The following is a 25949-nucleotide window of genomic DNA, read 5'->3' on the forward strand; positions in this document are numbered from 1 at the left end:
GGTTAGCGTCGTGGCGGGGATTTGAACCCCGGAGGCTTACGCCACAGAGTTAGCAACCCTGCGCCTTGGGCCAGGCTTGGCTACCACGACTCGCGTCCGCGTATCTTCGCCCTCCCGGACTCGGGGCCGGTGCCCCTACATCTATTGCATCCATCGATACCCGACCGCGGTACTTAAACTGTACGAAAGCGTCGCCCCGTGTCAGCCGCCCACGTAGCCGCTAGAGCGGTGCTACTCGAATCGCCGAGCCCTGTCCGGCAGCCCCCCACGGGCTCTGATCTCTAAGATGTTTTGTGCGTTCCGATAGATCTCCTCTGACGTCGTCTCCTCGTCGGGACCGCACGGGTCGGAGACCCGATGGAGAATCGCCGCTAGCTGTTCGCTCTCGGAACTGTCTCCCCGAACGTCCGCTGCGATCGAACGAACGAGTGCTGTGGTCTTCGGATCGGGAACGATCCCCGCCGAATCGTCCGTTATCGACCGCCGTCGGACGCCATACGGCGCTTGACGATCCCCTGCATATCCGCCGTCGTTTCGACGAACTCGCGGAACGATTCGGCCGTGCCGCCCTCCTCTTCGAGAACGATTGGGCGACCGGTGTCGCCGCCTTTGCGGACCGCGGGATCTAGGGGAAGTCGGCCAAGGAAGGGCATGTCGACGTCCTCGGCGAACGCTTCGCCACCGCCGCTGCCGAAGATGTCGTGTTCGCCGCCGCAGTCCGGACAGACGAACCCGGACATGTTCTCGACGATGCCCAACACGGGCGTCTCGTGTTCGCCGAACATCCGGAGCCCTTTCCGAGCGTCGTCCAACGCCACCTCCTGCGGCGTCGTCACGATGACTGCCCCCGAGACCGGTACCGATTGCAGGAGCGTCAGCTGGGTATCGCCGGTCCCCGGTGGGAGGTCGACGACCATGTAATCGAGCGCCCCCCACTCGACGTCCTCCCACAACTGGGTCAAAACCTTGTGAACCATCGGCCCTCGCCAGATGACCGGGTCGTCCTCGCCGAGGAGGAAGTCCATGCTCATGAGCTTCATGCCATGTTTTTCGGGGGGGATGATAGTCTCCTCACGAGTCGCCTTCGGCCGAGCATCGGATTCGACCATCCGAGGGACGTTCGGCCCGTACACGTCCGCGTCGAACAGGCCAACGCGGGCACCCATCGCCGAGAGACCGGCAGCGAGGTTCACCGCGACGGTCGATTTCCCCACGCCGCCCTTTCCGGACGCGACCGCGACGATGTTCTCGACGTCGGGGAGGATCTGCTGGTCCGAGGAGAGCCCAGTATCGACGCTCGCGGAGAGGTCTATTCCGTATGCAGTATCGGCCAGGGCGTCCCGAACGTCGCCGGCGAGCGCAGTCTCGGCGGGCGAGTACGGCGCACCGAGCGCCAGATCGATCGCGATAGTTTCGTCGCCGAGCCGTACGTCGTTGATCAAGCCGAGCGACACGATGTCGTCGCCGAGCGCGGGGTCCTCGATTCCCGACAGCCGATCGAGAATCTCGTGTTCTTCCATACGTCAGGTAGGTTCGCAGCGGCCGATAAGGATTGTGGCCTCGCGACGCAGCCCACGATGCAATCTCCGATATGTAACCACAAATGGTTTCAAAAGCACCGTTTTCGTCGTCGATTTTAAGCACCCACACTCGTACATCCAGGTATGCTCGAAGACGGGTTCGGTCGCGAGGTCTCGGGTGTCAGGATCTCGCTCACCGACCGGTGTAATTTCGATTGCGTCTACTGCCACAACGAGGGGCTCGGTGACACGCGTGGCCCGATGGAACCGGCCGAGAACGAGATGTCGACCGACGATGTCGTCAGGTTTCTCGAGGTCGCGGCCGAGTTCGGCGTCGAGAAGGCGAAATTCACCGGGGGTGAACCGATGCTTCGCGACGACCTCGAGGAGATCATTCGGCGAACGCCCGACGGTATCGAAACGTCGCTAACGACGAACGGAACGTTCCTGCCCGAGCGCGCCGAGGCGCTCGTCGACGCCGGTCTCGAACGCGTCAACGTTTCTCAAGACGCACTCTCGCCGAAAGCGTTCCGGGAAGTAACGAAGAGCGCCGCCTACGACGACGTTCTCGCCGGTATCGACGCCGCCCTCGAAGCTGGACTCACGCCGGTCAAACTCAACATGGTCGTGTTCGAACACACCGCCGGATACGTTCCGGAGATGGTCGATCACGTCGCCGAGAACGAGGGATTACAACTCCAACTCATCGAGTATATGCCCGAACTCGCCGGTCGACCCGAGTGGGCGATCGAGATCGACCGCGTTCACGGGTGGCTCGAAGAGCAGGCGGATCGGATCGAGCGCCGCGAGATGCACGGACGGCGTCGATACTACGTCGGGGAGGACGACTCGACAGTTCCGGGCGGCATGGTCGAAATCGTCGACCCCGTGGGCAATCCGGATTTCTGTGCGAACTGCCATCGCGTTCGCGTCACACACGAGGGGTATCTCAAGGGCTGTCTCAACCGTAACGACGACCTCAAGAGCATGGGCGAAATGACGAAAGCGGAGATCCGTGAGACGTTCGAAGCCACCGTCGACGAGCGAGTGCCGTACTACGGCGAGTACATGATTCGCGACGAGGACGGCGAGTGGACGTTCAACGAAAAGTACCTGGATCGGATCGAGGTCTAACCGGTTCGAAGGCGAGACCTGAGATTACTCGTACGTTAGCGTGTAGCCGCCGTCCCACAGCAGATCGCCACCGTTGAGGTGTTTACCGTGTTTCGAAAAGCCGAAGACGAAGAGGTTCGCGACTTCGGCGGGCGTCATCATCTCCTTGGTTCTGGCCTGTCCGAGCATGACGTTCTCTACGACCTCGCGCTCGGAGATCCCGCGCTCTTCGGCCGTGTCCTCGATTTGATTCAACATTAGCGGCGTCAGCACGTAGCCTGCACTGACCGAGAAGCTCCGAAGCGTTCCCTCCCCCTCGGCGGCGATAGCTCGGGTCAGTCCGTTCAAACCGTGTTTCGCGGTGATGTACGCCGCTTTGTCTTTCGTCGCGTACCGGCCGTGGATCGACGACATGTTCGCGATCGCACCGACGCCGTCGTCTGTCTCTCGGATGCGTGGCATGGCGAACTTCGCGGTCATGAACGGCGCTCGAAGCATCACGTCCAACAGCCGGTCGTACTGTTCGGCCGGGAACTCGGGGATAGAGGCGATGTGTTGCATCCCGGCGATGTTCGCGACGTATCGGAGGTCCCCTGCCTCGGCGGCGGTCTCGACCATCGCTTCCACCTCGACGTCGTCTGTGAGATCAGTCGTGATCGGCCGTAACTCGCCAGCGACGTCCACGGTCGAGGCGAGGTCGACCGTTTCGCCGAGTCCTTCATGATCCACGTCGGCACCGACCACGGTGAGTCCGTTGGCGGCGAGAGCGATGGCCGTTGCCCGCCCGATTCCCGACGCGGCCCCGGTGACGATGGCCACGGTCTCTGCGGTGAACCTGGGATCGTCGAGCAACAGGACATCGTCGATCCTCTGCTCCGGTGCGGTCAATTCGAACGCGTCAGCGGATGCACCCATGTGTGACACATCCGAACGAGGGGTAAAACAGTATGTGGTATTCAGTCACCCGGTACTCTGGGTTCACCGAGATCTTCGAGCGCCCAGATCACGATTCTCGCCTCCACGACGTCACGGGTTTCGACCAGCGGATCCTCACGCTCGTATCTGTCGAGCACCGTCTCGGCGTCGTCGAGACAGTCGGCCTCCAGTGGTCGCTGGTCGGGTTCCGCCCGATTGGCGTTCAGAAACGCTTCGAAGTCTTCACGGAGAACGAACGATGCTCTCCCGGCGTTACACCGTGGAAGGGGACTCATAGCCGTTTCGAGAACGAGGTCGCGAACCGTCTTCCAATCGTCTTGACAAAAGTACAGCGAGACGGTTCCCTCGATGTCACGCCACGCGATCGGTTCGGCGTGTTTCAACAGCTGGATCGCCCGCGGCGGGATCTCGATCCAGTGGGCTGTTTCGGTGTGGCCACAGAGACAACACGGCTTCTCCGTACGCCCAGTAAACATACCTCCTCCTACGGGCACCGTGGGCTTGGGTGTGTTGCACCCGGCAGCTTCAGTCCGAGCCACGGATGGGTATTTATTCGCGGACCTCCTACCGAATCACATGTCGGACGCCCAACAACAGGTCGAATCCGCCTGTCCGGTCGTCGAGTCGATGGAGCAGATCGGCTCGAAGTGGCGGCTACTCGTTCTCCACGATCTTCAGGACGGCGAAAAACGGTTCAACGAGATCAAGCGCTCGACGAGCGCGAACTCCCGGACGCTCTCGCGTGTACTCGACGATCTCGGAGAGACGGGGTTCGTCGAACGCCGCCTGGAAGAGGACGCCCCCGTTGCGACGTACTACTCGCTTACGCCCAAGGGGCGATCGCTGTGTCCGGTCTTCGACGAGATCGAAGCGTGGGCCAATAGCTGGCTCGACGGATTTTAAAAGGGTGGACGACTCAGCCGTGTCGCTCCGGATAGGCCGATGTCAAAAGCGCCGGGTCGTCGAGTAACCGATCTCTGACCGGATCGATCACCTCGGATATCGCCGCCGCCGCGGCAGGTTTGAGATCCGCCGGGTGGAGTTCACCGGAGACGAAATCCGATTCCAGCGCGTCGTAGTCGTCGTATTCGAGGTCGTCGCCGTACTCTTCGGGCCGTTCGATGACGAACTCGGTCCCACGTTCCTCGAAGATCGGGAACACGAGGTATCGGAGGTACTCGAGAACGCCGTTTTCCTCCGTTTCACCCGCGGGACAGTACGCGCCCTCTATCTTCTCGGCCACGTCGTCGTCGGTGTCGGTGAGGTTGATTTTCGAACCAGCCTCCGAGGCCGACATCTTTCCACCAGAGAGCCCCGACAGGAGCGGTGCGAACACGCAGGTGGGCTTGTCGTAGCCGTGGTCCGGGAGCTGTTCGCGCGCGAGCATGTAGATTCCTCGCTGGTCGATGCCGCCGTAGGCGATATCGGCGTCGAGGGCGGCGACGTCGAGAGCCTGCATGAGCGTGTAGACGAGGCCACCGAGTTTCGGGTTGTCCGACTGGCGGACGACCTCGCTACCGGCGCGCTGTGCGCGTGAGAGCGTCGTCTCGGCCAACATCCGATAGAGATTCATCGTGTACGGTTCTTCGAGTTGGAACTCCGTCCCTCGAACGAACGAGACGCCGTCCGGGTCGGCTCCCGCCGCGGCGATCATCGACTCGATAGCCGTCTGGTAGTACTCGGATCGAGCGTCCAGCAGTTCGAAGGGGCTTTTCGCGTCGTCGAGGTGGGCGTGGAGATCGGCGATGAGTACCGTCACGTCGATCCCGGTGTCGATGAAATCGGCCAGCTTTCGCATCGTGGTGAAGTGGCCGATATGCATCTCGCCGGTCGGGGCGTAGCCGATGTACGCGGTCGGGTCGGCCTCTTCCTCGAACAGCGCCGCTATCTCGGCTTCCTCGATTACCTCCTGGGTGAACCGTGTGACCAGCTCGGTCCGTTCGGCCGTGTCCATGGGCGTGGTTCCGCGAGACGGCCGATAAAACGTTCGGGTGACCGGAGCTCTGTCGAATGTTGACAGGGACTGTCTGTATCGGCGGTTCGTACCTTCCGATGTTACTCAACCGCCTCATGAACGTGGGGACGATGGCCGGGTACGCGGAATTCACGCGTCTCCCGTCCCCGTAGCCCTCCGTTCTCGGAAGCGGTGGACTCCCCGTTTTCGGCGGACTCTCGGGCATCACGGGCGTGGTTCCGTCGGTCAGCGTCGAGCGCTCGCCCTCTTTTTGCTCGTCTCTGCGATCACGATGTACGACTTCTGGAACACGGAGGGCGAGGACGAACAGAACGAGATGACCTCGTTCTTGAAGAACGTCTTCGGGGGCGGTGGTGTCACGGTGTTCCTCGCGCTTGCCGGGGTAGCGTGGCCGTACGCGTTCGACGTCGGTCTGTAAGCACGTCGTTCCGCTGCCTCGACGGTCGCCACCGGCTCTACCGACGATGAACGAACGAGCAGTTATAATAGGGTCGGTGGTAGAGACTTAGATATGACTTACACGTGCAGACACTGTAAACGGACGTTCACGAACGAACTCCAGTACGAACTGCATCGCGACACCTGTTCGTCCGATGCACTCATCTGCGAGCGCTGTGGCGAACAGTTTCCCGAGCGACGGGCTACCCGGGATGGGTGGCATTATACCTGTCCAAATGACGACTGCGAGGGGTCAGGGATTGGAGACGATCTCCACGCCGTACACGACTTCAGCGTTGCCACGCGAACGCGGTGAGACCGCTCGTTACCACACCGGCTCGGCACTTCGGCATAGCTTTTTGTCATCGCATGCCGTCGCCCTGCCATGGAGTATACTACGCTCGGTTCGACCGGTATCAACGTCTCCAAGATCTGTCTCGGCTGCATGAGCTTCGGCGATCCGGAGTGGCGCGAGTGGGTCCAAGACGAGAGGTTCGGCCACGAACTTGTAGAGCGCGCGCTCGATCTCGGGATCAACTTCTTCGACACCGCGAACATGTACTCCCGCGGGGAAAGCGAGCGAATCCTCGGCGATGCACTCGAGGGACATCGCGAGGGGGCCGTGGTCGCGACGAAACTGTTCTTCCGAATGCGCGACGACGACCCGAACTCGGGGGGACTCTCCCGGAAAACGATCGAGCAGGAGCTCGCCGCATCGCTCGACCGTCTCGGGACGGATACCGTCGACCTCTATCAGATCCACCGCTGGGACTACAAGACGCCGATCGAAACGACGCTCCGGGCGATGACGGACATCGTCCGACGGGGACGGGTTCGACACGTCGGCGCCTCCTCGATGTGGGCACACCAACTCGCCGAATCGCTGACGGTGAGCGACGAGTTCGGCCTCGAACGGTTCGCGACGATGCAAAACCACTACAACCTCGTCTACCGCGAGGAGGAGCGGGAGATGCTCCCGCTGTGCGACCGCGAGGGACTCGGCGTGATCCCGTGGAGCCCGATGGCCCGCGGCTACCTCACCCGCCCTCACGACGAGTACCTGTCCACGAAGCGCGGCGAAACCGACGAACTCGCACACGGTCACCCCTACGCTGAGAACGGTGGCAAAGAGATCAACGAGCGCGTCGACGAACTCGCGGCTGAAAAGGGCGTTTCGATGGCACAGATCGCCCTCTCGTGGCTGCTGCACAAAGAGTGGGTTGACGCGCCGATCATCGGGGCCTCGAAGATCGAACACCTCGAAGACGCCGTCGAAGCGCTCGAGATCGACCTCTCCGATAGCGATCTTGAGTACCTCGAAGAGCCGTACGAACCGGTGGCGGTCTCCGGGCACAAATGACGCCGTTCGGTAGGCAATAAAACAGAGCGCAGCTGTTATCTCTCGGCTGTAAACTACCCGACCCTACTTCGCTCACCCTATACGGGGTTCGCTCGTTGAGGGTAGGGCTTTAAGTTGGACTCCCGGCAATCAGTCCCCAGCAATAGGCTGGTGACTCTTGCCGTTCAACATCCCACCATTCACACGCACGTCTACTGGTGCGTCTCCGCCCCCCGACGTGGGCGAGGAACGGAGTCTGTGTGTCCGCTTTCGAGCGTACCGGAGCCCGATATTCTTCGCCGCGTTGTAGTCCGCGTTGACCTCGTAGCCACATTTTTGACAACAGAACCATTCGCCGGTACGGTTCGCGCAGTGAAGGACCTGTCGAGCCGATTCGTGGAGGTCGTCGCGGCGCTCGTCGGGAACACTGAGTTTGACCGGCGCGGTTCGAAGCACCTCCATGTTTCAGGCTACTACCGGATGGTAATTATACCTCTGGGAGTCGGGTAGCTACCATCGTGCGGTTGAGTCGTCCTTCGTCGGTTTCTTCTCCGACCTACTCGCTCGCTACACTCGCTCGTTGAGGTCGGAGGCTCCACCTCGAATTATGCTGAATTCGGCAGTCGCCGACCGAACGGTCTCGAACTCCGGTTCGCTGTATGCGATAAATCGGACATCGGACAGGGATGACGGCTCGTGATCGGCGATGGTTTCACCGATGATGTGTGCACCGTCTTCGAGATCGAAACCCGCGACGCCACAGCCGAGCGCCGGGATCACGAGCGAGCGACATCCTCGTTCGTCCGCAGCCGCGAGGGCGTTTTTTGTCGCGTCACGAATGCTCTCGGCTGTGGCTTGTCCGTCCCCGTAATGTGGCATGGCGGCGGCGTGGATCACGTGGTTCGCATCGAGCCCGTACGCGTCGGTGACCACGACCTCGCCGAGATCGATCGGCCCCTTCGAGATCGCCTCCTCGTTGAGTCCGCGCTCGGCGGCCCGGCGGAGCGCGCCAGCGACTCCCGATCCCATTCTGAGGCTGGTCCCGGCAGCGTTGACGAGCGTATCGGCGGACTGTTCGGCGATGTCACCTCGAACGACGCTGAAGTACATACCGGAGACGACGGCCACTACGAGTATAAATTGTGTGAGTTAATACCAATCCCCCGTGTCGGTTTGGACACGGCCTACTATATACGTCGCGCCCTCATTGCTCGACGATGGACGATACGAACGGCGACCGGACGACGACGGACTGGTCCGGTACCGATCTCAGGCCGGCGATCCGTCGCGTCGAATCGGACCTCCCTCCCGACCATTCGACACCCGACATCGAAGCGCTCACTGGGGATCCACAGCGATTGGAACCGGCCGTACAGGGCGTGTGGGCGATCCAATCCGCCGTATCAGCAACGATACTCGGAATCATCGCCGCGGTCGTCTTCTCCGTCCTCTCTCCGGGCGGTGCCTGGGTCGGTGGCGTCGTCTTCGCGCTCGCGTTCGTACTCGGCGTCGTCTTCGCAGTGCTCCGATACCGCGTCTGGATGTACCAGGTCCGATCGGACTCGCTGTATCTCAAGCGTGGCGTTCTCACCCGCGTCAACACGGTCGCCCCGTACGTCCGAATCCAACACGTCGATACCCGCCGTGGGCCGCTCGAACGAACCTTCGGACTCGCGACGACGGTCGTCTACACTGCGGGGTCCCGTGGCGCTGACGTATCGATACCCGGACTGACGCCCGAACGAGCGGACGACCTCCAGACCCGGCTGAAACACCTCGCGATCGCCGCGGAGGGCGAAGACGCAGTCTAATGAAACTCGATTCGCTATCGATCCCGATCCGGGCGGGCGAATCCGTCGTCAGGTTGGCGTGGATTCTCATCTTTATTCTCATCGGCTCCCCGGCACTCGGCGGTGCGTCCGGGTTCGCGGCGATCACCATCGGGTGGTTCGTCATCGCGCTGGCATATCAACTCGTCTACTACCAGCGATTCGAGTACGAACTGAGCGACGAAACGCTCGATATCGCCTCGGGCGTGGTTTCGCGGCGGAATCGAGAGATTCCACTCGGACGCGTCCAGAACGTCGACATCAGCCGCAACGTCGTTCAGCGCGCACTCGGGGTCGCTCAGATCAACCTCGAAACGGCCGGCGGATCCTCCACGGAAGCCTCACTCCGATACGTGAGTTTCGAAGAGGCGAAGCGACTCCAATCGGAGATCGGTCAACGCAAACGGGGACGTGCGTCCACTGAACCGACCGAAACGGCTACCGAACGGGAACTGTTCGCAGTCACGCGAAAGGAACTCGTCCTCCTCGGTATCGTCGGGATCGATCTCCGCCTATTGTCGATCGTGACCGTCATTCTCCCCGTTATCTCTCCATCCCTTCGCGAGCGGTTCGCAGACCCGCTCGTCGGACTCGCGGTGACGGCCCCCCTCGCGGCCGCCGCGATCGTCGCGATCACTGCTCTGATAAGTGGATTCTTCGCGCTCACGAGCTACCACGGCTTTCGACTCGCGAGACAGAACGACGAACTCCTCTACGAGCGCGGGCTCTTCCAGCGGTTCAGCGGGACGATCCCACTCGAGAAGGTTCAGACGCTGACGATTTCGGAGAACCTGATCGCTCGTCGGCTCCGATACGCTTCACTGGCGGTCGAGACCGCCGGATACGCACCGAACGACGAGGGATCACAGTCGGCGGTTCCGCTGGCGGATCGCCGTCGCGTGTTCGATCTCGCGCGATCGATCGAGGCGTTCGACGAAATAGCGTTCGAACGTCCACCGAAACGCGCGCGAGAGCGGTATGTCGTCAGATACGGCATCGTGGCATCGATCGCGGTCTTGGCCTCGTTCACGGCTGACAGGTACACCGGACTCACCTTCGCGTGGTACGTCACACTCGCGCTCTTGCCGCTCGCAGTCGTCGCCGCTCATCTGAAGTGGTCGAATCTCGGTTACGACGTCCAGTCCGAGTACATCGTTCTTCGGGAAGGGTTTTGGACCCGCACGATAACGATCGTACCCTACTACCGCGTCCAGACTGTGTTGGACTCTCAGACGATCTTCCAACGCGGTCGACGGCTCTCCTCACTCGTGGTCGATACCGCGGGTTCCAGCGGTCTCACGAGCAGACCCCCCCGCGCGCTCGATATCGACGAAACTCGGGCCGCAGAACTCCGCGAGACCGTCGCCGATCGCCTCCAAGAGACTGTGCGTCGACGCCGAAGCCAACGACGTAGAGAGCGGCTTCGGTCGATGGAAGCCGCCCTCTCCGATATTTCTGGAGAGCCGGCCTGACCGACGCTTCCGCACACGGGATTTCGTCCAAGCCGATCGGGCACATCACCCACCGCCATCGAACGCGAAGCGGGGTCTTAACACGTCTCGACACCTACGCCCGGCATGGAATACGAGGGCGTGGTGTTGGACCTCGACGGAACTGTCTATCGCGGCGACGAACTCCTCCCCGGCGTCGAGGAGTCCATCGAACGATTTCGATCGGCGGGTGTTCGGACGATCTTCTTTTCGAATAATCCGACGAAGTCCCCGGCCGCTTACGTCGAGCGACTTTCCCGTCTCGGAATCGAGACCGATCCGGAGAACGTGCTCTCCGCAGGAACCGTGACGACTCAATACCTCGTCGCAGAGCACGGGGACGATCCGGTCTTTCTGATCGGCGATGAAGGACTCGAGGAACAGTTTACCGACGCCGGGATCGAACTAGTCTCCGAGGCCACTGATACGGACGTACTGGTCGTCTCGTGGGCTCGGGATTTCAGCTACGGAGATATGCTGGCCGGCTACCGTGCGCTCGAAGACGGTGCGACGTTCTACGGAACGGATCCGGACCGGGTGATTCCCACGGCAGGGGGGATGGCGCCCGGTTCCGGGGCGATCATCAACGCCGTCGGCGGTACGATCGGGCGAGAGCCGAAGAGAATACTGGGTAAACCGTCCGTCGAGGCACAGCGCGCCGCGCTCGAGGCACTCGACGTGCCCCCCGAACGTTGCGTCGTCGTCGGTGACCGGTTGAACACCGATATCGAACTCGGTGAGAGGGCCGGGATGACGACCGTCCTCGTTCGAACGGGCGTCTCGTCGGACGGAGACGTGGACAAAACGGACACCAATCCGGATTATATTCTCGATTCTCTCGCAGACGTTCCGGACGCGCTCGGGATCGATAGCGCGTAAAAAGCGCTCCTCAGATGATCTCCATTTCCGTGAGCCGCTCGGGGAGATACGTATCCGTCACGAAATCCAATCCGCGCGAGGCGAGCGCCTGCTGTTCGGCCTTCTTACCGATCTCGAGCTGTAGCTCGATCTGTTCTACCCAGTAATCGTCCTGGAAACGCGGATCGTCCAACTCACTCTGGAGCGCGTTGATATCCGAGTCGCTGAGCGGATCGGTCGGGAGATCGTAGTTGACGATATCCTCGGGTTGGATCCCGATGTATTCCGCCGTCGGCGTCGCCAAGTACTCCGAGAGGTGTGCCGATTTGATCGATCCGTACGCGACCGACGCGAAGATCCGGTAGGACCACGGGTCGCCGTCACAGAAGACGACTACCGGTAAGTCCAGTTCGTCGTTGAGGCGTCGCGTGATTCGTCGGGTCGCTCGGGCCGGCTGTCCCTTGAGGTGAACGACGATGACGTTGTACTCCTCGTCGAATCCGTTCTCGACGAGGCGATCCCGCATGCCGCCGGTCTCGACGCAGAGGACGAAATCCGCGTCGTGATCGAGGAACTCGATCGTGTCCGGATTGTTCGGAATCTGGTAGCCACCTTCTCCGACATCCTCCTGACAGTGAATCTCGCGTTCACCTCGTCGGGTTTGCTCGCGGATGTACAGCGGGCCCATGATCGTCGCGCCGGACTCCTCCGGACGCATGTGAAAGTCCTCGCGGGTGACTTCGCTCACGATCTCGAGATCCTCGACGAGCTGGTTCGACTCGTCCTGGTCGGAAAACTGTGCGCGTTCTTCGTCCCACGACTCCGAGAGGTAGTAGAGTTCACGAAGCGTCGAGGATCGATCCTGATCGAGCTGTTCGGCGAGGAAATCGATCGTGTAGATCGCCTTCAGGAGCTTCTGTGCGCCCCGAACGCTGTTCGCAGACCGGGTCGAGGTTCGGTCGCCGTACACCCACACGTCTTTGTCCTCGTCGAAGACGATGTTGCTCTTCGTCCGGGTCGGAATCTCCATCGCCGGAACGTTCCCCTCTGCGAACTGATCGTAAAACTCGCTGGCCAGATGGATGAGTCGGTCGCGGGCAGGTTCGTCCTTCACGTTGGTGTTTGATTCGGTGCTCATGTTATGCGTTGATCGTGAGTTTGTCCGCTTCGATGCCATCGACGGAGATGTCGAACTCAGTGTCGTCGTCGACCTCGTATTCGAGCGTCACCGTCGTACCGCTTTCGACGCGCGGAGACCACTTCAGGAACCACTCGCCGTCCATTTCGACGACGGTCGCGTCGTCCGGGTCACCGGGGTCGGTCGAGACGATCTCGGTCACGTCCGGCGAGACGCTCGTCCCGCGGTAATTGTGGATCGACAGTCGAACCGTCGTCCCCTCCACCGTTCGCTCGACGAGGACGTTGTTCATGATCCGTGCCAGCGAGTCGCCGACGTTGAGCGGTTCTCGTCCGGTCACCTCCGAGAGTTTCTCGGCCATCTCGGGGAGGATTTCTGCGATGACGTTCTGCTTGCGCCGTCGCTTTTCGAGCGATCGCTGCTTTTTGAGGTGGGACTGGAGCGTCCGTCCGGCTTCCTGAAGCGCGAGTCGGAGTTCGTCCTCGATCTCGGGGATGTTCGCGACCGCGTCCTTCGATTCGCTGGTGAACGGAACGCTCGTCGAGGCGACGTGGACCATGATGACCGCCGGTCCGTTCGGCATCCCGCTTCCGCCCGGTTGGTCGAGCCCGTAGTTACGCCAGTTGACGTTCTTCAGGACATCGACGGTCGCACAGGCACCGCGCTGATACACGAGCGGGACACGGTTCGCGAACCGGAGTACTTCGGCGCCTCCATCGGCTTCGATGTCGCCGCCGTAGGCGATCCCGACCTCGACGACGAACGGATCGCCGCCGTGGACTGACGCATCACGAGTCACTGACGTGTAAAATTCGGCTTCGTACTCCTTGCGCAGGCCAGCGAGAACGAGCTCCTCGGAGATCGGCGCGAGGCAATCCGTCGGCGGGGCGAGGATGTCCGTCTCGCGCATCGCCTCGAGGAGACGAGCCGCGATGTCACGATCGTCCGCGGTCCGCTTCACCTTCGGTGGGTCGTCAGGGACGGTCACCGAGAAGTCCCAGACCGCTTCGACGACGTTTCGCCGCGCCGTCTCGCCGAACGTCGCATCGTCGTACTCTTCGGTTGCGTCCGCGGCTCGATCGACGAACTCACCGAGTCGGTCGCGAGTCACTCGGTTTCGGATATCTTCCTGTCCGTTGAACTTATCGGCCAGCCGGCTCGCGAGCCCTTCGACCGCCGCATCGTCTTTCCGACTCGTTGTCGCCTCGTCGACGAACTGATAACAGTCCGCGGCTCGATCGGTGACGATCTCTCCCCAAGCGGCGTCGATCGCGTTCTCTCTGACAGTCGCCCCGAACGTCTCGTCGAACTCGGATTCGATCCCGTCCGCTAGGTCGTTCACCATTTCGACGAGTTCGGCGTGGGCGATTCGCTCCCGGTCACCGAGAGAATCGGTGATCCGCTCGGCGATCGCGGCCGTCGCCGACGCGCTCTTGTTCGCGACCGATGCAGAAACGGCCGATCGGACGTCGGCTTCCTCGTGTGCTCGCGGCGGCTGCCATGCGATCTCCCGACCGAACTGCCTGTCCCGGAAATGATCGAGGACGCTGCCGGCCGTTTTCGCCCCGACGCGCGTGAACTCCTCCTGAAGGAATCCCGAGAGCGAGTACGACTCAGTTCCGTCGAGCATCTTCAACAGCGTACCGAGCTCGACGCCGTGTGGATGCGGTCTGATCTCCTCGGTTTCCGGCGGGAGTTCGTCGGTCGCTCGCTCGAATTTGAACGACTCGTCCGGCTCGTGAAACTCGATTCTGGCGTGCGGGTTGACGACGGCAGTGTACTTGATGTAGTTGTGGAGTTGCCGTCTGGCACGCATGTTGCCTTCCATCTCCACCTCGATCCGCGTTCCGTGCGGCCGCTCCCACGTCGCCTCAGATTCGACCTCGATTTCGGGTTCGTTGGTATCCGTATCGATCGTGAGTTCGAAATAGCGAGCGCCGTCACCGTTTTCGGTCTTCGAGGTTATCTTGGCCGGCTTCCCGGAAGTCAACTGCGAGTATAGAACGGCGGCCGAGATCCCGATTCCCTGCTGACCACGGGTCTGTGCGCGAGTGTGAAATCGAGAGCCGTACAACAATTTTCCGAAGACTTTGGGGACCTGCTCTTTCGTGATTCCGGGACCGTTATCTTCCACGACGAGGCGATAGTAGCCGCCGACCTCCTCGATTTCGACGTAGATGTCCGGGAGGATACCGGCCTCTTCGGTTGCGTCGAGGGCGTTGTCTACGGCCTCCTTGACAGCGGTGACGAGCGCCTTCGCCCCGCTGTCGAAGCCGAGCATCTGTTTGTTCTTCTCGAAGAACTCGGCGATGGAGATGGAGCGCTGGCTCTCGGCGAGCTCCTCGGCAATGGATTCACCGCCGCCCTCCCCGAGTTGCGACTGAAACGAGGTCATCTATCGGGAGGTAAACCCCCCGGAACGTAAAACCCCGTCGAGACCGCGGTGAAAGTGAACGGTCGGCCCTCGATCGTCCGGCTATCGCTTCTCGGGGTCCTCCCCTACTGGCGTCGGTCCCGACGTGTATCCGCCTGAGTGCGTTTTAGCCCTCCGCACGCGCCGCACTTTTTTAGAGACGAACGCCGGAGACCCCTCCACGTCTCGTGTCCCTCGCGGAGCCCGATGCGGTAAGCCGGGCGAACGAGTCACACCACCGGTACGGTGAAAACGACGAAGGCAGCACAGACGAGGAGCCCCGAAACGTTCGCCGCCCCACGGCGACGCCTGCGAAGACGTACGCGAACGTTAGATGACCGAAAGCACGATCGCCGTCACGAGGGGGTCGTTGCCCGCCGTCATTTGGGCGTCGTAGTCGATCCAGCGTCCGTAGCTTCTGAGCAGTCGTCTTTCGAACGCCGAGTCGGGGCCGTTCACGTGGCCGCTGATCGCACGGTCGATCGAACCGGCGTCGAGACCGCCCGGAGATCCGACGCCGCGTACGTCACGCCTGCGATCCCCGTCGAAACAAACAGGAGCGATCCGCCAGTTGCGGTGAATACGTTGAAAAACGCATACACGTCGAGATCCGCCTAGATCAGTATCGGCCGGACCCTTTCGTTCTCAGTGTATCGGCGGACTCGTTGCCGAGCTCTTTGCGCCGTTCGACCCGGTGCTCGAAGGCGGTCTATGACTCCTCGCGAACCACCGAAAGCGCGTCCTCACTTCCGGTTTTGTACTCTCTGCGGCCGCGGTCCATAGCCGACGTACTCCCGGAGAACGTTCGAATATCTCCTACGCCTGAACCGCTCGAATGGCGTCGATACATACGAACAGACAGCGCTTTTGCCCGACGGTTCTCACGCCGTCCCCCGCTTGGCGGGCCGTCGGTGGTTTCTCGGATCACAGCTGTTCTGGTACCGTTAGGAAATATAAATCGACGGTCGAGACGAGCTACCGTGTGTAATCGTCGGTCGAAATGACTCTGTCGCCGTGTTTGCTCGCGCGCGTGCGGGGGATTTATACGAACTGGGTTGCAAGCTCCGTCAGGTATCAGATGTCTCAGGATAGCGAATACAGCGCCGGGCAGATACAGGTACTGGAAGGGTTAGAAGCCGTCCAGAAGCGTCCGGCGATGTACATCGGATCAACGGACGCTCGCGGCCTTCACCACCTCGTCTATGAAGTCGTCGATAACTCGATCGACGAGGCGCTCGCCGGGTACTGTGACACCATCGAGGTCGTAATAAACGACGACGGATCAGTGACCGTCGTCGATGACGGTCGCGGGATCCCCGTCGACACGCACACCGAGTACGATCGTCCCGCGGTCGAAGTCATCATGACCGTCCTCCACGCTGGTGGGAAGTTCGACAGCAAATCCTACCAAGTGTCCGGAGGACTCCACGGCGTCGGCGTTTCGGTCGTCAACGCGCTCTCGGCCTCGCTGGACGTCGAGATCAAACGCGACGGTGCGGTCTGGCGACACCGGTTCGATCACGGTGAGCCCCAGGGTGATCTCGAACGGGTTCGGGATATGGGATCCGACGAGGAAACGGGAACCCAGATCCGGTTTCTGCCCGACGGTGAAATATTCGAGACGACCGAGTTCGATTACTCGACGCTCGAATCGCGGCTCAGAGAGCTCGCCTTTCTCAACCCAGGCGTCGAGATCACGCTTCGAGACGATCGAATCGAGGACGGGCCGGAGTCGGTATTCGAGTACGAAGGCGGGATCCGAGAGTTCGTCGCCTATCTTAACGAGACGCGGGACGTTCTCCACCGCGACATCATCTATTTCGACGACGAGGCCGACGACATCCGCGTCGAGGTCGCCATGCAGGCGACGGCGGGCGTTCAGGGCTCGATACACGCGTTTGCAAACAATATCAACACCCGAGAGGGCGGTACTCACCTCACCGGGTTCAAGACGGCGCTCACCCGCGTGATAAACGATTACGCGACCACGAACCAGATGCTATCGGATCTCGACGGAACGTTAAAAGGTGAGGATATCCGTGAGGGACTGACCGCCGTTATTTCGATCAAACACCCTGATCCGCAGTTCGAGGGGCAGACGAAGACGAAACTCGGGAACAGCGAGGTTCGCGGTATCGTCGAGAGTGCCCTTCACGAGGAGCTCGCGACGTATCTAGAGGAGCATCCGGACACGGCCGAATCGATCATTTCCAAGGCCGTCGAGGCGGCGAAGGCGAGAAAAGCCGCAAAAAAGGCCGAAGAGTTGACGCGCCGAAAATCGGCGTTGGAATCGACCTCACTGCCCGGAAAGCTCGCGGACTGTCGGACCCGAGATCCCGAGGAGGCGGAACTGTTCGTCGTGGAGGGTGACAGTGCCGGTGGAAGCGCAAAACAGGGCCGAAATCCGGAGTTTCAGGCGATTCTCCCGATCCGAGGGAAGATACTGAACGTCGAGAAACACCGGCTCGACCGTATCCTCGAGAACAATGAAATCAGGAATCTGATCACCGCGATCGGCACCGGGATCGGCGAGGAGTTCGACATAGAAGAGGCGCGGTACCACAAGATCATCCTGTTTTGTGACGCGGACGTCGACGGCGCGCACATCCGCACTCTGCTGTTGACGTTCCTTTACCGACACATGACGCCGCTCATCGAAGCCGGGTACGTCTACGCCGCCCAGCCACCGCTCTACCGGATTCGATACAAGGGCGAGACCTACGACGCGATGACCGAGGCCGAGCGAGAACGGATCGTCGAAGAGGTCTGTGGCGGTAATCCGACGCAAGTACAGCGATTCAAGGGACTGGGTGAGATGAATCCCGAACAGCTCTGGGAGACGACGATGAACCCCGAAAAGCGGATTCTCAAGCGGATCACCATCGAGGATGCGGCGGCGGCCGATCGCATGTTCAGCGTATTGATGGGTGACGCCGTCGGGCCGCGAAAACAGTTCATCAAAGAGCACGCCGAAGAGGCGGAGTGGATCGACATATGAGTTCGGACGTACCGGAGACGCCGGACGTGCCCGCGGATCGAGTCGAACCCGTCCGCATCGAGGACGAGATGGAGCAATCGTACATCGATTACGCGATGAGCGTCATCGTCGGGCGCGCGCTACCGGACGCCCGCGACGGCCTCAAGCCCGTCCAGCGGCGCATCCTCTATGCGATGCACGAGATGGGCGTCACCTCGCGGTCGGGTCACCGGAAGTCTTCCTCGATCGTCGGTGACACGATGGGTAACTACCACCCGCACGGCGACTCCGCGATCTACGATGCGCTCGCTCGGATGGCGCAGGATTTCTCGCTGCGGTATCCACTCGTCGACGGCCAAGGGAACTTCGGATCGGTAGACGGTGACCCGCCGGCCGCGATGCGATATACGGAGGCCCGAATGGCCCCGATCGCCGAGGAACTGCTCGCGGATATCGACAAGGACACCGTCGATTTCGAGGGGAACTACGACGACCGGCTGACCGAACCGGCGGTGTTGCCGGCAGCGATACCGAACTTGCTAGTCAACGGCGCGTCGGGTATCGCCGTCGGAATGTCGACGAACCTCCCGCCACACAATCTCGGCGAGGTGATCGACGCCGCGGTTCACGTCATCGATCACCCCGACTGTTCGGTCGCAGATCTCATCGACACGCCCGAATCGGACGGATATATCGAGGGACCTGACTTTCCCTCGGCGGCGAAGATCGTCAACCGCGAGGGGCTGTGGAACGCGTACACCGAGGGTCGCGGACGGCTCCGGATCCGTGCGGAGATGGAGACGGAGTACTCCGAGACGGGCGGAGATCGGATCGTCATCACCGAACTCCCCTATCAGGAGAACAAGGCGCGGCGTATCGAGCGAATCGCCGACGACGTGCAAAACGAGAAGATCGATGGGATCCGCGACATCCGCGACGAATCCGACCGCAACGGCATCCGCGTCGTCATCGAGTGCAAGCGGAGCGCGAACGCCGACGTGGTGCGAAACCAACTGCTCGAACACCACCTCGAACGCACGTTTTCGGTCATTTCGCTCGCGCTCGTCGACGGCCAACCTCGCGTTTTGAACCTCAAGGAACTCCTCGAGGAGTTCGTCGAGCACCGTCGCGAGGTCGTCAGACGGCGTTCGCAGTTCCAACTCGACGAGGCCGAGGATCGAGCCCACATACTCGAGGGGCGGCTCGTCGCGCTGGACGACGTCGACGGCGTCGTCGAACTGATACGCGACAGTGAGGACCGGGATGCGGCGATGGGCGCCCTCCGGACCGAATACGAACTCTCCGAGGCCCAGGCCGAACACGTCGTTCGAATGCAACTCGGATCGCTCACCTCGATGGAGGCCGGCGAAATCGAGGCCGAGTACGAGGACGTACAAGCCGAGATTCGGCGCCTCGAGACCATCCTCAACAACGAGAGCGAACTCCTCGAGGTAATCAAGGACGAACTACGCGACATTCGATCGGAGTACGCCGACGGGCGTCGAACCGAGATCATCGAGGACGCCGGATCCGTGACCCGAGAGGATCTCATCGCCGAAGAGCAAGTCGTCGTCGCGGTTTCCGAGGAAGATTACGTCAAACGGATGTCTCTCGCCGATTTCGAGCCACAACACCGCGGCGGCAAGGGTATCATCGGCTCGCGGCCGAAGGAAGGCGATCGCATTTCGGCGGTGTTCACCGCGTCCACACACGACTATCTGCTCTGTTTTACCAACCAGGGGCAGGTCTATCGGCTGAAAGTGTTCGAACTCCCGGAGATGGGCCGGACCGCGCGCGGCACATCGGCAATCAATATACTCGACCTCAACGACGATGAGGACATAACCGCCGTCGTCAACACTGACGACGTCGACGAGGGCTATCTCGCCATGGCGACGCGAAACGGGTACGTCAAACGAACCGCCGTCTCCGCGTTCGAGAACGTCCACTCCGGCGGGATCAGAGCGCTCAGGCTGGAAGACGACGATTCGCTCGTCGATGTCGAAGTGACGCCCGGCGACGGCGATCTCCTGCTCGGTACCCGAGAGGGGATGACGATCCGGTTTGCGGAGTCCGACGCGCGACCGATGGGTCGATCCGCACGCGGCGTCAACGGGATCGATCTCGAAGGCGACGATCAGGTCGCCGGACTCGTCGCGGCCACGGCGGACGACGAGCGTCACCTACTGACCGTGACGAAAAACGGCTACGGAAAGCGGACGCCTCTCTCCGAGTACAGGCGACAATCGCGTTACGGAAAAGGGCTCATCGACATCAAAACGGACGCCCGAAACGGTTCCGTCTGCGCCATCAACGCCGTCTCGGGGGGGGACGGACTCGTGATCATGACCGAAGCCGGCCAGATCATGCGCACCTACGTCGGGGAAGTCTCACAGATCGGGCGAAACACGAAGGGCGTCGTCGTCATGCGTCTCGACGAGGACGACCGGGTGGCCGGTGTCGACGTCGTTCCCAACGTTGAGAGTGAGGGCGAAGGCGAAGGTGAAGTGATAGACGAGCGTGTAGACGTAGACGAATCCGCGTAGCTTCCCGGCACCCTTCATCCGCGTCGTTCACTCCGATTTTCGTTCCAGTATCTCGATAGGATCACCGACCGAGATCCGTTGGTTCGCAGATTCTCCCGGGATGTGCGTGTTCACCATAAGCCGAAACGGATGATCGAACCGATCGCACGCGGTCCACGGCGGCAACGTCTCCCTGCGTCGGCGGATGAACGTCTCACGAAAGTCGGGCGTCTCGGCGCCGGTGTCTGGATCGCGCCCCGGCACGACACACCGTTGACACGGGTGGACGCCGTCGACGACGGCGTCGCCGATCCGGAACGACACCGAGGACCCCTCGTCCGTGAATAGGTTGTCCTCCCAAAACGGCGGGACGCCACCGACCTCGAGGTTCGCCCGAAATCGTCGACGGGCGGAATCGGTCGTGATATCGAACCACGCCGCGACCTCGCGAAGCGTTGCCGTCGAGATGACGGTCGGTCCGTGTCGCTTCCGATCGTCGTGTTGTCCGACGTCGTCGCGGCGAACGCTCACCGGGCGGCCGAAGTGATCCGACAGCCACTCGTTCAACTCGACGTGTACGTCCGCTTCGCTCGCACCCGCAGTCCCGTCGTAGAGGTCGAATCGTCGGCCTGCCGTCGGTCCCTCGGACTGCGCTCGAAGGGTTACCGCCGGTCCCCCCTCGTCGGTGCCGTGATACTCCGATCGTATTCGATGGACTGCGTCGGTCTTCTTTCCGTTCATGTAGTCGCCGGTTCCGGTGACGTCGGCTATCGAAGGATCGTAGGGCGTCGCCGGTGGCCGGTCGACGATCGCCCAGCGTCGATCGCCCGCGAGGGCTCCATCCGTCACGAGCGTCGTGCGTTCGAGCCGATCGGCGTCCAAGGACTTGATCGGAAAGCGTAGAATCGTTGTGAGGTACGGATCCGCCTCCTCCGGGTCGGAGATCTCGTGGGTACCGTGCCACTCCGGAACGGTCATACCGACCACTCGGGATGCGCACGGAAAAAGAGGAGTGATAACGGTTTTTGTGTTCGCGGCGATAATGGAGATATATGAGTGGCGATCCCTCAGACGAGAGGCTCCAAGAGCTCCGTGAAAAAAAGATGGAACAGCTCAAAGAACAGCAGGGCGGCGGGGAGGACGCCGAGGCCGCGGAAGCCCAACGCCAACAGGCCGAGGCGCAAAAGAAGGCGATCCTTCGAAAAGCCCTGACCGACGGCGCGAGAAAACGGCTCAACACGGTCCAGATGTCGAAACCGCAGTTCGGCGAGCAGGTCGAACAACAGATCGTTTCCCTGGCCCAAAGCGGACGTCTCAGCGGGAAGATCGACGAGGAGAAGATGAAACAGTTGCTCCAAGAGATGAAACCCGAATCGAAGAGCTTCGACATCCAGCGTAGGTAATGGAGTGTGGACTGCTGTTCAGCGCCGGAAAGGATTCCTCGCTCTCCGCGCTGTTGTTGGAGAACTTCTACGACGTGAAGCTCGTGACGGCGCACTTCGGTATCACCGACGATTGGCAGTACGCCCGAGACACGGCAGAGGCGCTCGGATTCCCCTTCGAGCGCATCCAACTGTCCGACGGAATCGCAACCGATGTGACCGCTCGCATGCGGGAGGACGGATTCCCTCGCTCCGGCATTCAGAGCGTCCACGAGGCTGCGCTGGAGGCAGCCGCCGCGGAGTACGACGTCGTCGCTGACGGAACGCGGCGGGACGATCGCGTTCCGACGATTTCGCGAGCCGTCGCACAGAGTCTGGAAGACCGCTACGGCGTCGATTACATCGCCCCTCTCTCCGGATTCGGCCGCGGGGCGATCGACCGGCTGGTCGAGGAACATCTGATCGTCGAATCGGGAGCGAGCGAGACGGTGCAAAAGGGGGATTACGAGACCGAACTCCGAGCTCGCATCGAGTCGCGGTGGGGGCGTGACGCCGTCGAAGAGATCTTCCCCGACCACGAACAGACGCGCGTCATCGGGCGAACCTGAAGGGGGAGACGGATCCCGATCGGCGCACAGCTTTTTGTCATGGCGTGTCGTACCACGCGAGTATGAAGTTCGCTATCGTCGGCTACGGTCGCGTCGGGGCTCGGACGGCCGATATTCTCTCGACCGAGGGGCACGAGGTGGTCATCGTCGAAGTGGACGAACCGAAGGCACAGACTGCCGCAGACGAGGGGCACACAGTCGTGAAGGGGAACGGCGAAGATGAGCGGGTGCTCGACCGGATCGGCCTCGACGACACGGATGCGATCGCCGCGCTGACGAGCGATCTGAACGTCAACTTCACAGCCTGTATGATCGCTGCCGGCCACGACTGTCGGACGGTCCTTCGTATCGACGAGGACTATCGCGAGGAAATTTATCAAAAGTACGCTGCGGATGTCGACGAGGTCGTCTACCCGGAGCGAATGGGCGCCGCTGGCGCGAAAACCGCGCTCCTCGGTGGGGACCTGAACGTGCTCGGCGATCTCACGGAGCATCTCACGGCGACGAGTCTCGAGATACCGGAGGGATCGCCCGTCGTCGGTCGACGGGTCGTCGAACTCGACTTACCGGGACGGACTCGAGTGTATGCCCACGGTCGCCGACGGGAACCGATGACGATTCCGTTGCCACAAACGGCGATCGAATCGGGGGACCGTATCGCGCTCATCGCCGAACAGGCCTCTCTCGACGACGTCAGGTCCGTGTTACACGGATAGGGGAACAATATATCGGTTGACACGTATCCGCAACGTTCGGATTATCTACGCTCGGACTCGTTACGAGCCACGCAGACAAACGTCTCGGTTCGTGATTCGGCGCGATCGAGGACGAAGCCGCCGTCGCTGAGCGCGGAGATCGCGTGTCCCAGATCGTGTCGTGAATCGAGCGGCGGGCCGTCGGTCCCGTATCCCTCGCGCGCCCAGTCGACGATGACGACTCGGCCACCCGGTCGCAGGATGCGCGCGATCTCCGAGATGGCTTCGGCCCCGGAGAACTCGTGGTACGTCATCGTGGTGAAAACGCTGTCGAGTGCGTCGTCTTCGAACGGCAGGTCGTCGATCGGCGCGGTGACGGTTTGGACGTTCTCGGGGATCCCGTTCTCTGCGTAGATATCGTGCATTTCCGGTTGGATATCGACGGCGTAGACGGTGCCCACGTGGTCCGCGACGAAGTCGGTGTAAAACCCCGTTCCGCTGCCGAGATCCGCGACCTCGTCGTCCGGACTCGGGGACAAAAACGAGAACAGTTCCTCGTTGGAACACCAGCGATACCGGCTCACGTCCTCGAGTCGATCGGCACGATCCGGATCGAACGTGTGAAATCCCATACGATGCGTTCGGGATTGCGTGTAATAACGCTGGCTGGTCGCCGACGACTTCGCGGGCCGACGGTGCTCCGTCGTTTACTTCCACGGACGGTCGATTCGCCCCCGCCGGCCGTCGAGAACGGCGAACCGCCCGCTGCGTCGATCTTCGAGCCAGTAGAGTAGCCGTTCGGCCCACTGTAGCTTACGCGCTTTTTCAGGTCCGACGGATGGATCGTCGAACGACCAGCCCGGAAAGACGAGCCGATCCGCTCCGCAGGTGTCGGCGAGAAACGCCGCCCGATCGCCGTCGGTGAATCCCCCCGGATTACAGACGGGTGGACACGGGGCCGCCTGCGTCGTCGGGAGCACTGTCCCGAATCGGAACGTCGGAACGTTCCGTTCGAGTTCGGACTGATTATCGCCGTGAGCGTGCACGGCAACCGGTACCCCATCGTAGGATAACTGCCGCGCTGTCTCGGGGTTTTTGTCCAAGTCGGTCACCATGCAGTCGATCGCGATACCGGCGTCGAGACAGACATCGGCGGCCACCGAGGCAGCGACGACGCGATCGGCCCGTCTCGCGAGGTCCAACTCGTCCGCGAGCGTCGGTCCGCCGCCGCAGATCGCCACGGTTCCATTCAGTTCGATATCTTCGATCGAGAGTGGGGTCGCCTTCGAAACGATCTCGAATAACCGATCGCGCGCACGCTCATCATCCGCTCGATCGTACCCGAAGTCGTCGAGGATCGCTTCGTAAGCCGGTTTCCACTCGTCGTATAGCATGGCCACTATCGGACGTAAAGACTGGGCCCGAAGCACACCAAGGTACCCCTACCCAGATGTGCCCTCCGGGCTTCCAACCGGGTCTTTCGGGGCATCTGGCATAAGCTTTCTTGTACCGTGAGCCGTTTGTCAGTCATTCGTCAGACACCACGAGATCCTCGTAAACACTCGATACAGCGTCGACGGCCGGTTTAGGCCCGCCCCGAATCGCCGCGTGAAGCGTTTCGTATTCCGTGATAGTTCCGATGAGTAACAACTCTTCGCCATGGTAGACACCCATCTCTATCCGCTCGGCTGCGCCCTCGAGAAACGTCGCTGATGGGTTCGGAAGGGTAAGTTCCACCACGTGTGGTACGACCGCAGCCTCGTCGGTCGCGTCGTCGATCCGGCGTTTGTGTCGGGCGAACTCCCGATCAGTCGTGATATCAAGTTCCTCGACGCCGAGCTCGACGTCTCGACTCCTGTCGCGTGTGAACTCGTGACCGATCAGCGCCGCATCGCGCGTCTCGGCGACGTCGTGGGTTCGGACGATGTGGGCACCGCGCTCGACGGCCATCGAGGTCGCCGCGAGCGAGACCGGAAGCGCTCGGTCGGTCTCCCGTCCGGCGACCTCGCGGAGAAAATTTTTCCGGTTGATCGATACGAGTATCGGGCGACCATAGCCGCGAAACTCCCGGAGTCGATCGAGCGTCTCCCTGTCGTCGTCCGTGGTCTTCGCCTCCGACCAGCCACCGAAGGCCGGGTCAAGAATCGTCTTGTCGGTGAATCCGTTTCGGGCGAGGGCGTCGTAAATGTCGTCGACGTTCTCTATCGCACCGGGGCGTTCGAGGTCCGGCGGAGAGGCCATCTTCGAGACGGCGGCGTCGTACTCCGCGCAAACGACGGGCATCTCCGGATCTGCGAACCCGCAGATGTCGTTGACCATGTCGAAGCCGGCGTCGAGGGCGGCCTCCGCGACCTCGTGATATCGGGTTTCTATGGACCAGACCGCGTCCCCGGACGTCGATTCGAGCGTTTGAATCGCGGTCTCGAGTCGATCGAGTTCCCCCTCCGCCGAGAGCACCTCGAAGCGTTTGTTCGCCGATTCGAGCCCGACGTCGACGATGTCCGCCCCCTCGTCGATCAGCGCCTCATCGACGTATGCCGCGGCTTCCCCCGGATCGTCGAAGACACTCGGATCGTAGGGTGACTCCTCCGAGACGTTCAACACGCCCATTATTCGAGGTGGATACTCGTCGCCGATTTTCAGCCCTGCGGCGTCGACCGTTCGCATACACTCGTTTATGGGGGCGTCGGGATAAAATCGACCGATACCGGAA

Annotated in this window: 25 protein-coding genes, 1 tRNA gene and 1 pseudogene; 13 read left to right on the plus strand and 14 right to left on the minus strand. The window is 61.6% G+C overall.

Annotated features, from left to right (window positions below; translation table 11 throughout):
• Positions 1-6: 6 nt before the first annotated feature.
• Positions 7-90, minus strand: a tRNA-Ser gene (locus tag R6U53_RS00570).
• 383 nt (positions 91-473) lie between these two features.
• The gene (locus R6U53_RS00575) at positions 474-1520 is read right to left on the minus strand and encodes an Mrp/NBP35 family ATP-binding protein (RefSeq protein ID WP_410320434.1); all 1047 of its coding nucleotides are present in this window, start codon (positions 1518-1520) and stop codon (positions 474-476) included.
• Between the two features lie 144 nt (positions 1521-1664).
• Here R6U53_RS00575 and moaA point away from each other — a divergent pair, with 144 nt between their 5' ends.
• Positions 1665-2654 (plus strand): GTP 3',8-cyclase MoaA, encoded by a 990-nt coding sequence (gene moaA, locus R6U53_RS00580; RefSeq protein ID WP_410320435.1) that lies wholly within the window; start codon positions 1665-1667, stop codon positions 2652-2654.
• A gap of 24 nt (positions 2655-2678) precedes the next feature.
• On the opposite strand, the gene R6U53_RS00585 is transcribed toward moaA, so the two are convergent.
• A complete protein-coding gene (locus R6U53_RS00585) occupies positions 2679-3548 on the minus strand; it encodes an SDR family oxidoreductase (RefSeq protein ID WP_410320436.1) in 870 nt (289 codons plus the stop codon).
• 41 nt (positions 3549-3589) lie between these two features.
• Positions 3590-4045 (minus strand): hypothetical protein, encoded by a 456-nt coding sequence (locus tag R6U53_RS00590; RefSeq protein WP_410320437.1) that lies wholly within the window; start codon positions 4043-4045, stop codon positions 3590-3592.
• A 100-nt stretch (positions 4046-4145) separates the two neighbouring features.
• Between R6U53_RS00590 and R6U53_RS00595 the strand changes: the two genes are divergently transcribed.
• Complete coding sequence (locus tag R6U53_RS00595) at positions 4146-4472, plus strand: winged helix-turn-helix transcriptional regulator (RefSeq protein WP_410320438.1); 327 nt, start codon at positions 4146-4148, stop codon at positions 4470-4472.
• A gap of 13 nt (positions 4473-4485) precedes the next feature.
• On the opposite strand, the gene R6U53_RS00600 is transcribed toward R6U53_RS00595, so the two are convergent.
• Entirely contained in the window at positions 4486-5523 is a 1038-nt protein-coding gene (locus R6U53_RS00600) for a tyrosine--tRNA ligase (protein WP_410320439.1), read from the minus strand.
• Positions 5524-5794: 271 nt separating this feature from the next.
• On the opposite strand from R6U53_RS00600, the gene R6U53_RS00605 reads away from it, so the two are divergent.
• From R6U53_RS00605 to R6U53_RS00615, 3 genes are all read left to right on the plus strand, one after another.
• Positions 5795-5962, plus strand: coding sequence for a hypothetical protein (locus R6U53_RS00605; protein ID WP_410320440.1), 168 nt, complete (start codon positions 5795-5797; stop codon positions 5960-5962).
• A gap of 93 nt (positions 5963-6055) precedes the next feature.
• Positions 6056-6298, plus strand: a complete 243-nt coding sequence (locus R6U53_RS00610; protein WP_410320441.1) for a transcriptional regulator — start codon at positions 6056-6058, stop codon at positions 6296-6298.
• 69 nt (positions 6299-6367) lie between these two features.
• Positions 6368-7342: an aldo/keto reductase gene (locus R6U53_RS00615; RefSeq protein ID WP_410320442.1), complete on the plus strand. Its 975-nt coding sequence runs from the start codon at positions 6368-6370 to the stop codon at positions 7340-7342.
• Positions 7343-7471: 129 nt separating this feature from the next.
• Here R6U53_RS00615 and R6U53_RS00620 read toward each other — a convergent pair.
• Both R6U53_RS00620 and R6U53_RS00625 read right to left on the minus strand, forming a co-directional pair.
• Positions 7472-7696 (minus strand): annotated as a pseudogene (locus R6U53_RS00620) (zinc ribbon domain-containing protein); the annotation flags it as partial.
• Between the two features lie 192 nt (positions 7697-7888).
• Positions 7889-8431, minus strand: a complete 543-nt coding sequence (locus R6U53_RS00625) for a macro domain-containing protein (RefSeq protein WP_410320443.1) — start codon at positions 8429-8431, stop codon at positions 7889-7891.
• A gap of 107 nt (positions 8432-8538) precedes the next feature.
• On the opposite strand from R6U53_RS00625, the gene R6U53_RS00630 reads away from it, so the two are divergent.
• The 3 genes from R6U53_RS00630 to R6U53_RS00640 all read left to right on the plus strand — a co-directional run bounded on the left by R6U53_RS00630 (position 8539) and on the right by R6U53_RS00640 (position 11519).
• Complete coding sequence (locus R6U53_RS00630; protein WP_410320444.1) at positions 8539-9132, plus strand: PH domain-containing protein; 594 nt, start codon at positions 8539-8541, stop codon at positions 9130-9132.
• Complete coding sequence (locus R6U53_RS00635; RefSeq protein WP_410320445.1) at positions 9132-10622, plus strand: PH domain-containing protein; 1491 nt, start codon at positions 9132-9134, stop codon at positions 10620-10622. Before R6U53_RS00630 ends, R6U53_RS00635 begins: the two co-directional genes overlap by 1 nt.
• 105 nt (positions 10623-10727) lie before the next feature.
• Positions 10728-11519, plus strand: a complete 792-nt coding sequence (locus R6U53_RS00640) for an HAD-IIA family hydrolase (protein WP_410320446.1) — start codon at positions 10728-10730, stop codon at positions 11517-11519.
• 10 nt (positions 11520-11529) lie between these two features.
• Here R6U53_RS00640 and R6U53_RS00645 read toward each other — a convergent pair whose 3' ends face one another.
• From R6U53_RS00645 to R6U53_RS00655, 3 genes are all read right to left on the minus strand, one after another.
• Complete coding sequence (locus R6U53_RS00645; protein WP_410320447.1) at positions 11530-12636, minus strand: DNA topoisomerase IV subunit A; 1107 nt, start codon at positions 12634-12636, stop codon at positions 11530-11532.
• Position 12637: 1 nt separating this feature from the next.
• Positions 12638-15031, minus strand: coding sequence for a DNA topoisomerase VI subunit B (locus R6U53_RS00650; RefSeq protein WP_410320448.1), 2394 nt, complete (start codon positions 15029-15031; stop codon positions 12638-12640).
• 348 nt (positions 15032-15379) lie between these two features.
• Positions 15380-15508 carry a hypothetical protein gene (locus R6U53_RS00655; protein WP_410320449.1) on the minus strand — a complete coding sequence of 43 codons (129 nt, stop codon included), beginning with the start codon at positions 15506-15508 and terminating at the stop codon, positions 15380-15382.
• A 619-nt stretch (positions 15509-16127) separates the two neighbouring features.
• Between R6U53_RS00655 and gyrB the strand changes: the two genes are divergently transcribed.
• Both gyrB and gyrA read left to right on the plus strand, forming a co-directional pair.
• Positions 16128-18047: a DNA topoisomerase (ATP-hydrolyzing) subunit B gene (gyrB, locus tag R6U53_RS00660; protein WP_410320450.1), complete on the plus strand. Its 1920-nt coding sequence runs from the start codon at positions 16128-16130 to the stop codon at positions 18045-18047.
• The gene (gyrA, locus tag R6U53_RS00665) at positions 18044-20572 is read left to right on the plus strand and encodes a DNA gyrase subunit A (protein WP_410320451.1); all 2529 of its coding nucleotides are present in this window, start codon (positions 18044-18046) and stop codon (positions 20570-20572) included. Before gyrB ends, gyrA begins: the two co-directional genes overlap by 4 nt.
• Positions 20573-20599: 27 nt before the next feature.
• On the opposite strand, the gene R6U53_RS00670 is transcribed toward gyrA, so the two are convergent.
• Entirely contained in the window at positions 20600-21529 is a 930-nt protein-coding gene (locus R6U53_RS00670) for an MOSC domain-containing protein (RefSeq protein ID WP_410320452.1), read from the minus strand.
• Positions 21530-21603: 74 nt separating this feature from the next.
• On the opposite strand from R6U53_RS00670, the gene R6U53_RS00675 reads away from it, so the two are divergent.
• The 3 genes from R6U53_RS00675 (at position 21604) to R6U53_RS00685 (ending at position 23257) form a co-directional block, all read left to right on the plus strand.
• Positions 21604-21954, plus strand: coding sequence for a DNA-binding protein (locus tag R6U53_RS00675; RefSeq protein WP_410320453.1), 351 nt, complete (start codon positions 21604-21606; stop codon positions 21952-21954).
• Positions 21954-22541: an alpha hydrolase gene (locus tag R6U53_RS00680; protein WP_410320454.1), complete on the plus strand. Its 588-nt coding sequence runs from the start codon at positions 21954-21956 to the stop codon at positions 22539-22541. Before R6U53_RS00675 ends, R6U53_RS00680 begins: the two co-directional genes overlap by 1 nt.
• Before the next feature lie 62 nt (positions 22542-22603).
• Positions 22604-23257, plus strand: a complete 654-nt coding sequence (locus R6U53_RS00685) for a potassium channel family protein (protein WP_410320455.1) — start codon at positions 22604-22606, stop codon at positions 23255-23257.
• Positions 23258-23298: 41 nt separating this feature from the next.
• Here the strand turns inward: R6U53_RS00685 and R6U53_RS00690 are convergent, their stop codons facing one another.
• The 3 genes from R6U53_RS00690 to folP all read right to left on the minus strand — a co-directional run bounded on the left by R6U53_RS00690 (position 23299) and on the right by folP (position 25903).
• Positions 23299-23868 (minus strand): class I SAM-dependent methyltransferase, encoded by a 570-nt coding sequence (locus R6U53_RS00690; RefSeq protein WP_410320456.1) that lies wholly within the window; start codon positions 23866-23868, stop codon positions 23299-23301.
• 75 nt (positions 23869-23943) lie between these two features.
• Complete coding sequence (locus R6U53_RS00695; RefSeq protein WP_410320457.1) at positions 23944-24630, minus strand: 6-hydroxymethylpterin diphosphokinase MptE-like protein; 687 nt, start codon at positions 24628-24630, stop codon at positions 23944-23946.
• Positions 24631-24763: 133 nt separating this feature from the next.
• Complete coding sequence (gene folP, locus R6U53_RS00700) at positions 24764-25903, minus strand: dihydropteroate synthase (RefSeq protein ID WP_410320458.1); 1140 nt, start codon at positions 25901-25903, stop codon at positions 24764-24766.
• Positions 25904-25949 lie beyond the last annotated feature (46 nt).

Source organism: Natronomonas sp. (assembly GCF_046483325.1).
Classification (GTDB): Archaea; Halobacteriota; Halobacteria; order Halobacteriales; family Haloarculaceae; genus Natronomonas.